General features: G+C 72.8%; 11 protein-coding genes. 5 read left to right on the top strand and 6 right to left on the bottom strand.

Annotated features, from left to right (window positions below; all coding sequences use genetic code 11):
• Nucleotides 1-16: 16 nt before the first annotated feature.
• Nucleotides 17-1192: a bifunctional 2-methylcitrate synthase/citrate synthase gene (locus V5O49_RS15500; protein WP_332903028.1), complete on the top strand. Its 1176-nt coding sequence runs from the start codon at nucleotides 17-19 to the stop codon at nucleotides 1190-1192.
• Between the two features lie 90 nt (nucleotides 1193-1282).
• Here the strand turns inward: V5O49_RS15500 and V5O49_RS15495 are convergent, their stop codons facing one another.
• Together V5O49_RS15495 and glnA are read right to left on the bottom strand one after the other, a co-directional pair.
• The gene (locus V5O49_RS15495; protein ID WP_332903027.1) at nucleotides 1283-3712 is read right to left on the bottom strand and encodes a plasma-membrane proton-efflux P-type ATPase; all 2430 of its coding nucleotides are present in this window, start codon (nucleotides 3710-3712) and stop codon (nucleotides 1283-1285) included.
• A gap of 270 nt (nucleotides 3713-3982) precedes the next feature.
• The gene (glnA, locus tag V5O49_RS15490; protein WP_278234697.1) at nucleotides 3983-5407 is read right to left on the bottom strand and encodes a type I glutamate--ammonia ligase; all 1425 of its coding nucleotides are present in this window, start codon (nucleotides 5405-5407) and stop codon (nucleotides 3983-3985) included.
• 134 nt (nucleotides 5408-5541) lie between these two features.
• Between glnA and V5O49_RS15485 the strand changes: the two genes are divergently transcribed.
• Nucleotides 5542-5988 (top strand): RDD family protein, encoded by a 447-nt coding sequence (locus tag V5O49_RS15485; RefSeq protein ID WP_332903026.1) that lies wholly within the window; start codon nucleotides 5542-5544, stop codon nucleotides 5986-5988.
• Between the two features lie 36 nt (nucleotides 5989-6024).
• Here V5O49_RS15485 and V5O49_RS15480 read toward each other — a convergent pair whose 3' ends face one another.
• From V5O49_RS15480 to V5O49_RS15465, 4 genes are read right to left on the bottom strand one after another with little or no spacing between them, the layout of a single operon-like run.
• Nucleotides 6025-6759, bottom strand: a complete 735-nt coding sequence (locus tag V5O49_RS15480) for a DUF4191 domain-containing protein (protein WP_278234695.1) — start codon at nucleotides 6757-6759, stop codon at nucleotides 6025-6027.
• A gap of 11 nt (nucleotides 6760-6770) precedes the next feature.
• The gene (lipA, locus tag V5O49_RS15475) at nucleotides 6771-7781 is read right to left on the bottom strand and encodes a lipoyl synthase (RefSeq protein ID WP_332903025.1); all 1011 of its coding nucleotides are present in this window, start codon (nucleotides 7779-7781) and stop codon (nucleotides 6771-6773) included.
• Between the two features lie 26 nt (nucleotides 7782-7807).
• On the bottom strand, nucleotides 7808-8524 hold the full coding sequence (gene lipB, locus V5O49_RS15470) for a lipoyl(octanoyl) transferase LipB (RefSeq protein ID WP_332903024.1): 717 nt from the start codon (nucleotides 8522-8524) through the stop codon (nucleotides 7808-7810).
• Between the two features lie 10 nt (nucleotides 8525-8534).
• The gene (locus V5O49_RS15465) at nucleotides 8535-8984 is read right to left on the bottom strand and encodes a MarR family winged helix-turn-helix transcriptional regulator (RefSeq protein WP_332903023.1); all 450 of its coding nucleotides are present in this window, start codon (nucleotides 8982-8984) and stop codon (nucleotides 8535-8537) included.
• Nucleotides 8985-9062: 78 nt separating this feature from the next.
• Between V5O49_RS15465 and V5O49_RS15460 the strand changes: the two genes are divergently transcribed.
• The 3 genes from V5O49_RS15460 (at nucleotide 9063) to V5O49_RS15450 (ending at nucleotide 13895) form a co-directional block, all read left to right on the top strand.
• Nucleotides 9063-11435 (top strand): MMPL family transporter, encoded by a 2373-nt coding sequence (locus V5O49_RS15460; RefSeq protein ID WP_332903022.1) that lies wholly within the window; start codon nucleotides 9063-9065, stop codon nucleotides 11433-11435.
• Entirely contained in the window at nucleotides 11432-12472 is a 1041-nt protein-coding gene (locus tag V5O49_RS15455; RefSeq protein WP_332903021.1) for a Gfo/Idh/MocA family protein, read from the top strand. The genes V5O49_RS15460 and V5O49_RS15455 overlap by 4 nt, the downstream gene beginning before the upstream one ends.
• A gap of 85 nt (nucleotides 12473-12557) precedes the next feature.
• Nucleotides 12558-13895 carry a serine/threonine-protein kinase gene (locus V5O49_RS15450; RefSeq protein ID WP_332903020.1) on the top strand — a complete coding sequence of 446 codons (1338 nt, stop codon included), beginning with the start codon at nucleotides 12558-12560 and terminating at the stop codon, nucleotides 13893-13895.
• Nucleotides 13896-13909: the final 14 nt, after the last annotated feature.

Genomic DNA, 13909 nt, shown 5'->3' with positions numbered 1-13909 from the left:
TCACGAAGGAGTGATCATGAGCGAGACCGTCGAGATCAGGAAGGGTCTGGCCGGTGTCACGGTCGACCGCACCGCCGTCTCCCACGTCAACGTCGAGAGCAACTCGCTGCTCTACCGGGGGTACCCGGTGCAGGAGCTCGCGGCGACCACCTCGTTCGAGGAGGTCGTGCACCTGCTCTGGTACGGCGACCTGCCCACCGCCGAGGAGCTCGACCGCTTCCGGGCGGCCGAGCGGAAGCACCGAGCGCTGGACGCGCACCTGATGGACGTCATCGACGGGCTGTCGCGGACCGCCCACCCGATGGACGTGGTGCGCACCGCCGTCAGCGTCATCGGTGCGGACGACCCCGACGTCGCCGACCAGGACCCCGAGACGGTGCTGCGCAAGGCGCTCGTGCTCTACGCGAAGCTCCCCGCCGTCGTGGCCCACGTCCAGCGACGGCGTCGGGGGCTGGCACCGGTCCCGCCCCGGGACGACCTGGGCTACGCCGCGAACTTCCTGTGGATGACGTTCGGCGACGAACCCGACGAGGTCGTGCGCCAGGCCTTCGACGTGTCGATGACGCTCTACGCGGAGCACTCGTTCAACGCCTCGACCTTCACCGCCCGGGTGGTCGCCTCGACGCTGTCCGACTACCACAGCGCGATCGTGGCGGCCGTGGGCGCCCTCAAGGGGTCGCTGCACGGCGGGGCGAACGAGGCCGTGATGCACACCTTCGACGAGATCGGCACCGCGGCGAACGTCGTGCCGTGGCTCGACACCGCGCTCGCGGACAAGCGCAAGATCATGGGCTTCGGGCACCGCGTGTACAAGCGCGGCGACTCCCGGGTGCCCACGATGCAGGCGGCGCTCGACTCGCTGGTCGCGCACGAGGACCGGCCCGACGTCGCCGAGCTCGCCACGACCCTCGAGACGGAGTTCGTCGAGCGCAAGGGGATCTACCCGAACCTCGACTATCCCTCCGGCCCCGCCTACCACCTCATCGGCTTCGACACCGAGCTCTTCACGCCGATCTTCGTGGCCTCGCGCATCGCCGGCTGGACCGCGCACGTCCAGGAGCAGTACGCCGACAACGCCCTGATCCGTCCGCTCAGCGCCTACGACGGCGTGGGCGAGCGGCACGTGGCCGGCTACGTCCCCGACGCCGCAGCGGTGGCCGCGGCGACCCGGCGCGAGGAGCAGGCCGGGTAGGTCGCCGGCACCGGCCCGGGGGCCACCGCGCCCGGCGACGTCAGCGCCGGGCCGGGCCCCCGGGCGGTGCGACCGCGCTCCGGCGCCCGGTCACGGGCTGCGGTGCTGTCGCCTCGCGGCCCGCCGGTCGGCCAGCGCGTACGCGGCGATCTTGACCCGGTCGTTGATCAGGAACCACACCAGGGCGTAGGCCCAGACGAGCCCGGCCCCGGCCCACCCGATCGGAGCCATGAGAACCCCGGTCGCGGCGATGATCGTGGCGACCAGCTGGGTACCCACGACGGCGACGACCAGGACGCCGGCGGGTGCGGGTCGGGACCAGAACGGTCCTCGGGTGCGCGTCACGAAGATCGTCAGGTGTCCGGCCACGGAGAGCTTGAGGTAGATCAGCGTCTGGACGACCTCCCGGTCGACGTCCAGGACGAGGTCCGCCACGAGGAAGAGCAGGAACGACGCCACCACGCCTGCGAAGCCGAGGGCGGTGGCGACCGTGAGCACGGTGCCCATCTGCCAGCGCGCCGGACGGACCGACCCCTGCACGCGGTCGTAGGCGATGGTTAGGATCGCGGCGTCGTTGAGCACAGCGAGCAGGACGATCATGACGGCCGTGACCGGGAAGACGTTCAGGACGACGATGGCCAGCGTGATGAGCAGCAGGACGCGCACGGTCTCGGCGATCCGGTACGTCGCGTAGCTGGTCATCCGGGCGAAGGTCTCGCGAGCCATCCGGACGGCCTGGACGATCACCGACAGCCCGGGAGCCAGGAGCACGACTTCGGCGGCGGAGCGGGCGGCGTCGGTGGCGTTCGCGACCGCGATCCCGGCGTCCGCCTGCTTGAGCGCGGGAGCGTCGTTGACGCCGTCACCGGTCATCGCGACGATCCGGCCCTCGTGCTGGAGGAGCTCCACGATGCGGTACTTGTGCTCGGGGAACACCTGGGCGAAACCGTCCGCCTCGGCGACCCGGCGGGCCCGGACGTCGGGGGCCGTGTCGTCGTCGCCCAGCTCCGACGCGGGCAGGATCCGGTCGCCGAGCCCGACCTGACGGGCGATCTCGGCGCCGATCGCGACCTGGTCCCCGGTCACCATCTTGACCTCGATCCCGAGATCGCGGGCGGCCGCGATCGTCGCGCGGGAGTCGTCCCGGGGCGGGTCGGCGAGGGGCAGCACCCCGAGCAGGTGCCAGTGGCCCGCCGCGTCGGTGCGGGCCACGGCCAGCGACCGGAACCCGCGACGGGCGAAATCGTCCACCTGTCCGGCGGCCGCCGTCACGGACGCGTCGCCGGCGCACAGGCCGGCGATCACCTGCGGAGCGCCCTTGCTCACCCGGACGGTGCCGCCGTCGGCGGTCCTGACCACGGCCTCCGTGCGCTTGCCGACCGGGTCGAAGGGGGTGAACCGCAGCACCTGGCCCGACGGCGGCCTGCCGTCCGTCGCGGCGAGGACCGCGAGGTCGATCGGGTCCTGGTCCTCGGCCCGGGAGGCGAGGGCTGCCGCGTCGATCAGCTCGTCGGCGATCACCCCGGCAGCGCACCAGGGGTCGCCGACGGCAAGCCGGTTCTGGGTCAGCGTCCCGGTCTTGTCCGAGCACAGCACGTCGATACCGCCCAGCTCCTCGACCGCCGGCAGGTGGCTGACGACCGCCTGGCGACGGGCGAGGGAGCGGGCCCCGACGGCCATCGTCACCGACAGCACGGCCGGGAGAGCGACCGGGACCGACGCGATGGTGACCACCAGCGCGAACTCCAGCGTCTCCACCAGGTCGTTGCCGCGCAGCAACGAGACGACCGAGGTGAGCGTGACGAGCGCGATCGCGACGACGATCAGGTAGTGGCCAATCCGCAGCACCGCACGCTGGAAGTGGCTCACGGCCCCCGCGGTCTCGACCAGCGAGGCGGTCCGGCCGAAGTAGCTGTCCGCGCCCGTGGCGTAGACGACGCCGTCCGCCTCGCCCCGGCTGATCACCGAGCCGGACCATGCGGCGTCACCGTGCCCCCGGGTCACCGGGAGCGACTCACCGGTCAGCGCCGACTGGTCCACCTGCAGCTCGGCCTCGTCGAGGATCCGGACGTCGGCCGGCACGATGTCGCCCAGCCGGAGTCGGACGACGTCGCCAGGAACGACCTCGCGGACCGGGACCGTGGTCCAGGCACCGTCGCGGCGCACCCGGGCCGACGTCGCGAGCCGTTCCTTCAGCGCGGCGATCGCGCGCGTCGCCTGGTGCTCCTCGCTGAAGGCGACCGCTCCGTTCATGGCCAGCAGGACCCCGATGATCGCGGCGTCCGACCAGTTCCGCACGAGCAGCGACAGCACCAGCGCGGCCTCGATCATCCAGGGGATGGGCCCCCAGAAGTATCCCGCGAGCACGACCAGCGGGTTTCTTCGCCGCTCGGTGATCTCGTTCGGCCCGAGCCGCTCCAGACGGTCGGACGCCTCCGCGGACGGGAGTCCGGACGCCGTCGTCCCCAGCCTGTCGAGCAGGTCGTCCAGGGAGATCTGGGAGAGGTCCGCCGTGCTCACCGCGCCTCCTGGTCTCGTACCCGTACTCGGATACTGGGCGCGTCCGACGGGACTCGCACCTCCGTAGGGGGGCGGTCCCGGAGCCGACGTCGCGACCTGTCGTTCGACCCGGTGCCGACGCAGAAGGCCCCGGAACCCTCACGGGTTCCGGGGCCTTCGACGAGCTCACTGCGGAGCGCTACGGATCAGATGTCGTGCTGGTCGACGACATCTTGCGGGACTCGGCTGCGGTACACCTCGCTGGCGCTCGGCGTCCCTGCGCCTCGTTCCTCAGATGTCGTAGTAGAGCTCGAACTCGTGCGGGTGCGGGCGCAGACGGATCGGGTCGATCTCGTTGGTGCGCTTGTAGTCGACCCAGGTGGCGATGAGGTCCTCGGAGAAGACGTCGCCCTGGGTGAGGAACTCGTGGTCCGCCTCGAGGTTGTTGATCGCGCCCTCGAGCGAGCTCGGGACCTGGGCGATCTCCGCGTGCTCCTCCGGCGGGAGCTCGTAGAGGTCCTTGTCGACCGGGGCCGGCGGCTCGATGCGGTTCTTGATGCCGTCGATGCCGGCGAGCAGCATCGCGGAGAACGCGAGGTACGGGTTCGACGACGGGTCCGGCACGCGGAACTCGACGCGCTTGGCCTTCGGCGAGGAGCCGGTGACCGGGATGCGGATGCAGGCCGAGCGGTTACGGGCCGAGTAGACCAGGTTGACCGGGGCCTCGAAGCCGGGGACCAGGCGGTGGAACGAGTTCACCGACGGGTTGGTGAAGGCCAGCAGCGACGGGGCGTGCTTGAGCAGACCGCCGATGTACCAGCGGGCCATGTCGGACAGGCCGCCGTAGCCCTTCTCGTCGTAGAACAGCGGCTCGCCGTTCAGCCACAGCGACTGGTGGGAGTGCATGCCCGAGCCGTTGTCACCGAAGATCGGCTTCGGCATGAACGTCACCGACTTGCCGGCGTTGAAGCCGACGTTCTTGATGACGTACTTGAACTTCATCAGGTCGTCGGCGGCGTGCAGCAGGGTGTTGAACTTGTAGTTGACCTCCTGCTGGCCGGCCGTGCCCACCTCGTGGTGCGCACGCTCGACGTCCAGGCCCACCTGGCCCAGGGTCGCGACCATGTCGTCGCGCAGGTCCGCGAAGCGGTCGCTGGGGGAGGTGGGGAAGTAGCCACCCTTGTAGCGGGTCTTGTAGCTGAGGTTCCCGCCCTCTTCGTCGCGGCCCGTGTTCCAGGCGGCCTCGACGGAGTCGATCTCGTAGAAGCTCCGCTGCGAGTTGGTCTCGAAGCGAGCGGAGTCGAAGATGTAGAACTCGGCCTCGGGCGCGAAGAACGCGGTGTCCGCGAGACCGGTGGAGGCGAGGTAGGCCTCGGCCTTGGCCGCGATGTTGCGCGGGTCACGGGCGTAGGGCTCGTCCGTGAACGGGTCGACGATCGAGAAGTTCATCACGAGCGTCTTGCGCTTGCGGAACGGGTCGATGAAGGCGGTCTTCACGTCCGGGACGAGCTTCATGTCCGACTCGTGGATCGCCTGGAACCCGCGGATCGAGGAGCCGTCGAACATGAGGCCGTCGGTGAACGAGTCCTCGTCGAACTGCGCCACGGGGATGTTGAAGTGCTGCATGACGCCCGGCAGGTCGATGAACCGGACGTCGATGAACTCCACCCCCTCGTTGCGGGTGAAGGCGATTGCCTCCTCGGCATTGGTGAACATGCATGCGCTCCTTGATGGGACGGTGCCAGGTGGCTCGGCGCCATTGACGCTAGAGCCGTGGGATTACCCTTGCATAGCGCGAGTGTTTCGTCCGCGTTACGTACACGACCTGGTGGCCGACGTAGGGTGATTTCATGCCGTCACGCGATGATTTCGGGTCCTGGCTCTCCGGACAGAACGTTCCACCAGATGAGACACCGGGCACCGACCGGCTCGGTCTGCCGAGCTCGGGGCCGGGGTCGCCGGCGCCGCTCGGACGTCGTGTCGTCGCCCTCGTCGTGGACTGGGCGGCCGTGAGCGGCATGAGCTACGCGTTCTTCTCCTACGACGCCGGGGCCACGCTCGGGCTGTTCTTCGCGATGAACCTGATCCTGGTCAGCACCGTCGGGACCACTCTCGGCCACCGACTGCTCGGCCTGCGGGTGCGCCGGCTGCACACCACGGGCCCGCACCTGGTCGGCTTCGGTGCCGGCGCGATCCGTGCCGTGCTGCTCTGCCTGGTGATCCCCGCCGTGGTGTGGGACGCCGACGGCCGCGGCCTGCACGACAAGGCGGCCGGGACCGTCATCGTGCGTCGATGACGGTCCCGGCCGCCTGCGGGTGGTTCGGTCCGGGGCTCAGCGCCCGCGCATCCCCTTGCGGTCGGGCCGGGCGTTCATGGGGTCGACGCCCTTGGGCACCGGCAGGCGGACCCCGCCGAGCGCCTTGAGGCGCTTGCCGACCTCGCCGGCCTCGGCCCGCGTGAGCTGCTTCTTCATGCGCTGGACCTTGCGGGCGACCTTGGGCAGCGGCACCTGGCCCTCCTCGTCGCCGACCTGGATCGTGGCGACCGGGACGTTGGGCAGGATGCGCGTGGTGCGCTTGCGCTCGTCGGCCAGCATCCGCTGCACGCGGTGCGCGGGGCCCTCGGAGACCAGCACGACGCCGGGGCGTCCCACGCCGCGGAAGACGAGGTCCTGGTGGCGGTTGACCGCCACCGGCTCGTCGTCGAAGTTCCAGCCGCCGCGGACGGTGCCCAGCGCGGCGCGCACGGCGCCCGGCTGGCCGGCGATCTGGGTGTACGCCGCCCGCTCGGCCTTGCGCGTCAGGACGAACATCGCGGCGAGCAGGGCGAACGGCAGACCGATGATCGAGGCGTAGATCACGTTGCCGGTCAGGGCGCCGATGAGCAGCGCGACGGCGAGGACGCCGAGGAAGACCGCCAGCATGATCCAGGTGACCATGGGGTCCTGTCGCCTGGTCATCTGGTACGCGGACCACACCTGGTGGTACCAGCGCTGCTTCTTGGGCTTCTTCTGCTTCTTCGTGGACGCGTCGGCGGGCTCGCCGGCGTCGGACTTCGTGCGGGCCATGGTGGTCCAGTCTACTGGGCGCGGGGAGCGACGAGGCTCGCCGCCTCCTGGCGTGCGGTCGTGGGTTCGGTCAGGTGCGCGAGCGCCTCCGGGACGGCCTGGCCGCGCTTGGTCATGGCCTGGCCCCACAGGCGTCCGGCGCGGTACGAGGACCGCACCAGCGGGCCGGCCATGACGCCGAGGAACCCGATCTCCTCGGCGTACTCGCTCAGCTCGACGAACTCCTCGGGGCGCACCCAGCGCTCCACGGGGTGGTGGCGCACGGACGGGCGCAGGTACTGGGTGATCGTGATGAGGTCGCACCCGGCCGACTGCAGGTCGTCCAGCGCGGACTTGACCTCCTCGATGGTCTCGCCCATGCCGAGGATGAGGTTCGACTTGGTCACCAGGCCGGCCTCGCGCGCACGGGTCAGCACCGACAGCGACCGCTCGTAGCGGAACGCGGGCCGGATCTTCTTGAAGATCCGCGGCACGGTCTCGACGTTGTGCGCCATCACCTCGGGTCGCGAGGCGTTGACCTCGTCGAGCAGCTCGGGGATCGCGTTGAAGTCCGGGATGAGCAGCTCGACGCCGGTACCCGGGTTGAGCGCGTGGATCTGCCGGACGGTCTCGGCGTACAGCCAGGCGCCGCCGTCGGCCAGGTCGTCGCGGGCGACGCCCGTGACCGTGGAGTACTTCAGACCCATCTGCTGGACCGACTCGGCCACGCGGCGCGGCTCGTCGGCGTCGAAGTCGGCCGGCTTGCCGGTGTCGATCTGGCAGAAGTCGCACCGGCGGGTGCACTGGTCACCGCCGATGAGGAAGGTCGCCTCGCGGTCCTCCCAGCACTCGAAGATGTTGGGACAGCCCGCCTCCTCGCAAACGGTGTGCAGCCCACCACCCTTCACCAGGCCCTTGAGCTCTTTGTACTCCGGGCCCATGACCGCTCGGGTCTTGATCCACTCGGGCTTCTTCTCGATGGGGGTCTCGGCGTTGCGGGCCTCGACGCGCAGCAGGCGGCGGCCCTCGGGTGCGATGGTCACGGCGTCGTTCCCTTCGTCGACGTCTGTCAGCCTACGACGGCGTCGCGCGGCCCCGGCGCGACGTCTTGCTGCGTGGGCGTGAGGTGGGTCACCAGGGGTGCCAGGTGCCCGACCAGGGCCTCGGTCAGGGCATCCCGGACGTCGTCGACCGTGACGCGCCGTCCGGTCTCGGCCGACAGCGAGGTGACGTCGGCGTCGTCGATGCCGCAGGGCACGATGGCGTCGAACGCGGTCAGGTCCGGGTCGCAGTTCAGGGCCAGGCCGTGCATCGTCACGCCGCGAGCCACACGGGCGCCGATCGCGCAGACCTTGCGGGCCCGGCGCGGGGCACCGCCGTCGGGCCCCTCGGTGCCCCCGTCGGCTGCGAACCACACGCCGGACCGGCCCTCGACGCGGACCGGCTCGAGCCCCAGCCCGCGGCAGACGTCCATGACGGCGGCCTCGAGCGTGCGGACGTAGGCGACGACGTCGACGGGGGAGCGCAGGGGGACGATCGGGTAGGCGACGAGCTGGCCCGGCCCGTGCCAGGTGATCTTGCCACCGCGGTCGACGTCCACGACCGCGGTGCCGTCGGTGGGGTACTCGGCCCGGCGGGTCCGTCGTCCGGCGGTGTACACCGAGGCGTGCTCGAGCAGGAAGAGGCGTCCGGCGTCCTGGCCCCCGTGCACGGCGGCGTGCGTGCGGCGCTGCAGGTCCCAGGCCTCGTGGTAGTCGACCGGGCCCGGCAGGGAGACGACGTCCATGTCCGGCAGCCTACTGCTCGGCGGGGGTGCGGGGTTCCGCGCGCTGGGCGCGCACCATCGCCACGAGGAGCTCGCGCAGCGCCTCGACCTGGTCCTCGTCGAGGCCGCGCGAGGTGAGGTCCTCGGCGGGCTGGAACTGCGCCGCCTCCATCGCGACGCGCCGGCCGAGGTCGGTGATGGTGACCGCGCGACGACGGCGGTCGCGCGGGTCGTCGTCCCGCGTCACGTAGCCGGAGCGCTCGAGGCGAGCCACGATGCGGCTCATGGTCTGCTCGGTGACCCCGTTGCGGGCGGCGATCTCGCGCTGGGTGAGCGGTCCGCCCATCAGGTGCAGGAGCGCGGGGTGCCCGGCGTGGTTGAGGTCCCAGGTCGCCAGGTGCGCGTTCCAGTCCTGCTCGATCCGGCGCGCGACCGAGAAGAGGAGGCGCCCCGTGGGCCACTGGCGCGGGTCCTCGCTCATCGGGTCCGGTTCCGTGCCGGATCGGCTCTGCGGTGTCATCACTTGCGTTCCGTCCTCGGGTTCTCCATCATACTAAGCATGCTGAGTAAAAGGTGGGCGGGTATCGCCCGTGGTCTGGTCATTCTGGCAGCGATCGGCGTCTGGCTCGCCATCGGGGCGTTCGGTGGGCAGGCCCAGGGCAACCTGAGCAGCGTCCAGGAGAACGACTCCGCCGCGTTCCTGCCCGAGAGCGCCGAGTCGACCCGGGCGGCCGAGCTCGCCGCGGAGTTCACCGACGACACGACCCTGCCCGCCCTGCTCGTGGCCGAGGCCGGTGACGGCGCCACCCTGACCCCCGAGCAGCTCGCGGACGTGCAGGCGTACGCCGAGGCGGTGCCGGACGCGCCGCTCGAGGGGGCCACCGGCGACGAGCCCGCCACGGTGGGCGCGGCCAGCGTCGCCGACCCGGTGGTCATCCCGTCCGAGGACGGCGAGGCGGCGCTGGTGCTGGTCTCCCTCGACGCCTCGCTCGCCGACGAGGTCGTCGGCGAGGAGGAGTCCAGCGTGACCGAGGCCGCCGTCACGGCGCTGCGCGACCTCGCCGAGCAGGGTCCCGGCGACGGTGGTCTGGCCGACACCGGGCTCGAGGCGTGGGTCACCGGACCGGCCGGCTTCGTCGCCGACCTCACCAACGCGTTCGGCGCCATCGACACCGTGCTGCTCCTCGTCGCCCTCGGCGCCGTCCTCGTCATCCTCGCCCTGGTCTACCGCTCGCCGTTCCTGCCGTTCGTGGTCATCTTCACCTCCGTGCTCGCGCTGTCCCTCGCCGGGCTCGCCGTCTACCAGCTGGCGGCGAACGACGTGCTGACCCTCAACGGCCAGTCGCAGGGCATCCTGTCGATCCTCGTGGTCGGCGCGTCCGTGGACTACTCCCTGCTCGTCGTGGCCAGGTACCGCGAGGAGCTGGGGCGGCTGGCGTCGCCCTACACCGCTCTGCGCCGCGCCGTCCGGGCGTCGTTCGAACCCATCACGGCCAGCGCGGTCACCGTCATCGCCGGCCTGCTCTGCCTGCTGCTGTCCGACCTGTCGTCCAACCGCAGCCTGGGGCCCGTCGCCGCCATCGGCATCGTCGCGGCGTTCCTGTCCGCGCTGACCCTGCTGCCGGCACTGCTGCTCGTCGGCGGCAAGCGTGCCCGCTGGGTGTTCTGGCCCCGGATCCCCCGGGTGCCGGCCGCCGCCGAGGGCGCGACGGCGTCCGACGCCGGCACGTCCGCCGCGCACGACGTCGAGGAAGACGCCGAGCAGGACGCCACGCACGGCGCTGCGCCCCGACACGACCGCCACAGCGCCGCGGGCGCGACGGACGACGCACCGGCCGTGGCCGGGCACGGCCTGTGGTCCCGCGTGGCCGGCTTCGTCGGTCGCCACGACCGGCCCGTCTGGATCGTCACCGCGATCGTGCTCCTCGCCGGTGCCGCCTTCGTGCCCACGCTGAACGCCGGCGGGACGGGCGACTCCGACGTGTTCCTCACCCAGGTCGACTCCGTCGACGGCGAGGAGGTCCTCACCGCGCACTTCGAGGGCGTGTCCACCCAGCCGGCCACCGTCATCGTCCCCGAGGGCGACCTGGACGCCGTCGTGGAGGCAGCGGAAGGCACCGAGGGGGTCTCCGAGGCCGCCCCGGTGACCGACCAGCCGGCCCCGGCGCCCGGGGCGCCGGCCGGAGGCGACCCGCTCGTGGTGGACGGCCTGGTCCGCGTGGACGTCGTCACCGACGCGCCCTCCGACAGCCAGGAGGCCACCGAGGCCGTCTCGGCCCTGCGGGACTCGCTGCAGGACGTCGCGCCCGACGCCCTCGTCGGCGGCGCCGCCGCCGAACGCCTGGACACCCAGCTCGCCGGTCAGCGCGACCTGCAGGTCATCGTGCCCGTCGTGCTCGTCGTCATCCTGCTGATCCTCATGCTGCTGCTGCGCTCCGTGCTGGCCGCCGCGCTCCTCATGGGGGCGAACGTGCTGTCGTTCGGCTTCGCCCTCGGCGTCTCGGCGATCCTGTTCAACACCGTCTTCGACTTCCCGGCGACCGACCCCAGCGTGCCGCTGTACGCGTTCGCGTTCCTCGTCGCGCTCGGCGTCGACTACTCGATCTTCCTCATGACCCGCGTGCGGGAGGAGAGCCTGAAGATCGGGACGCGGCCGGGGGTGCTGCGCGGGCTCGCGGTCACGGGGTCGGTCATCACCTCGGCCGGTGTCGTGCTCGCGGCGACGTTCGCGGCCCTCGGCGTCATCCCGCTGGCGTTCCTCGCCCAGCTCGCCTTCATCGTCTCCTTCGGCGTGCTGATCGACACCCTCGTGGTCCGCAGCCTGCTGGTGCCGGCGCTGGTCCACGACATCGGTGACCGCACGTGGTGGCCGTCCCGCCTGGCGCGTCGCCCGGTGGCGGTCGAGCAGGGGTCGGGCACCATGGGCACATGATCACGCCACGCGTCGCCATCATCGGGTACGGGGGAGCCGGCCGGGGGATCCACGCCGCCCTCGCACGGGAGGCCGGCCTCCCCGTCACCGGTGTCGTCACCCGCGACCAGGGTCGCCGCAACCAGGCCGCGGGCGACTGGCCGGGCGCCCGGCTGTACGACGACCTGGACGCCCTGCTGGCCGCGCGCTCGACCTACGACGTCGTCGTGGTCGCCAGCCCCACCCAGCTCCACGCCGCCCAGGCCGCGGCGCTGGCCCGGGCGGGCGTCCCGTTCGTCCTGGACAAGCCGATCGGCGTCGACGCCCACGAGGCGCGCGCCGTCGTCGCCGAGGCGGACGCGACCGGCACCCCCTTCACGGTGTTCCAGAACCGGCGCTGGGACCCCGAGCAGCTCACGCTCTCCGCGCTCCTGGGGCGCGGGGAGCTGGGCGACGTGCACACCTTCGAACGGCACTGGGAGCGCTGGCGGCCCGTGCCGCGCAAGCGGTGGAAGGAGAACGACCCCGACGGCGGCGGTCTCCTGCTCGACCTCGGACCGCACCTCGTGGACTCCGCCACCCGGCTGTTCGGCCGGGTGACCGGTGTGTGGGCCCAGCTGCGGGCCCTGACCACGCCGACCGAGGACGACGTCTTCCTCGTCCTGACGCACGAGGCCGGCGGTGGGCTGGCGGCCAGCCCGCACGCCGTCACCTCGCGGCTGTGGGCCGGGTCCGTCGTCGCGGCGCCCGGGCCGCGCACCCGTGTGCTCGGCTCCGACGGCGCCTACCTCGTGACCACCTTCGAGCAGGACGCCTCGCCGCTCGAGCGGTTCGACGACGACGCCCCGGCCGGCACCCACGGGTGGTTCACCCGCGGGCGCGAGCGGCGGCCCGTCCCCGCCGCGGCCGGCGGCCACGCCGACTTCTACCGGGCCCTCGGCCCCTGGCTGGACGGTGAGGAGACCGCGCCCGTCGACCCGGCCGACGCCGTGCGTACCGCCGAGGTCCTCGACGCGGCGCGCGTGGCCGCCCGCCAGGGACGCCGCGTCGAGCTCTGAGGACGGCACCGTCCGCCCGGCACGCTCCGGCCGGGCCTGTGGACGACGCCTGCAGGACCCCGGTCCTGCGGTGTTGCATGGTCCGGTGCAGACCGACACCGTGCTCACCGTCCCCTCCGACGCGACCGCCCGCGACGCCCTCCTGGACCGCCTGCGTCGGCTGGCCACGATCGACGCCGCCCGGGTGGAGCCCGTCGGGGCCGCCGTGGCACGCCCGGACGGAGCGCTCGTCGTGCCGCGCGGCTCGACGTCCGCGACGGACCTCGCCACCGTGCTCGCCGTGCGCGGGCGCTGCGACGGTTCCGAGGCGGCGGGACTCGCCGCCGACCTCGCCCAGGGGCTCGCCACGCTGCACAGCGCGGGCGTCGTGCACGGCGGGCTCGACGTCACCGACGTCCTCGTCGACCTCACCGGCCGGGTGCTGCTGCGGCCGCGCCTGACGCCGCCGACGGACCCCGTGCACGCCACGGAGAGCGCGGACGTGCACGCCCTGGCCCGTCTCGTGGAGACCCTGCGCGGCCACGACCCCTCGGACACCGCGACCGCGCTGCGCGCCGTGCTGGCCCCGGCGCTCGCGGACGACCCGCGGGTGCGTCCCGAGGCGGGCACCCTCGCCGCTCGCGTCCACGAGGCCGCGAGCCCGGAACCGGTCCGGCTGCCCGAGCCCGCGGCGCTCGCCGCCGCGGCGCTGGGTGCGCACCGGCAACGGCCCGGCGGCGAGGACGACGGGGCGGGCCCGGAGCCACGGCACCGGCGCGCCCGACGGGCGGACGGTGCCGCCGGTGGCCGTCCCGTCGCGTCACGGGCCGAGCGGCGGGCCCGGCGGACGACGGCCCGGCCTCCGGTCTCGCCGTGGCGTCCGGTGCTGGCGGGAGTCGGCGTCCTGGTCTCCCTGGGCGTGCTGGTGGCCGGGGGGCTGGCGCTGACGGCCGGGCAGGGGTCCACGGGGCACCCGTCGCCCCTGGTGGCGGCGTCCTCGCCGGCCACGGCGTCCACGGCAGGTCCGGGCTCCGCGGCAGGTCCGGGGTCCGTGGACGGTGCGACGACGACCGACCGCGACGACCCGGCCGGTGCGGCGGCCGAGCTGACCCGGCGCCGTGCCGGCCTGCTGACGGGCGAGCACGCCGTGGCGGAGGTGGCGCTGCCCGGCTCGGACGCCCACGGCGCGGACACGGCGCTGGTCGAGCGTGCGGCGGCGTCGGGGACCCGGCTCGTCGGGGCCGAGGTGACGGTGCTGTCGGCGCGGCTGGCCGCCGAGCCGTCGACCGGCACCGCCGAGGTCGTGGTGCGCTACGTCGTCGAGGAGCACACCCAGGTCGACGGTGACGGCGCGGCCACCACCGTGCCGGCCGGCGCACCACGCACCGACACGGTCCGGCTCGCCTGGACCGCCGACGGGTGGCGGGTCACCGACGTCGTGTGAGGCCGGGCCGCCGC

The organism is Isoptericola haloaureus, from assembly GCF_036689775.1.
GTDB lineage: Bacteria > Actinomycetota > Actinomycetes > Actinomycetales > Cellulomonadaceae > Isoptericola > Isoptericola haloaureus.
The sequence above is the reverse complement of the archived record's forward strand: the minus strand, read 5'-3'. Positions and strand labels throughout refer to the sequence as shown.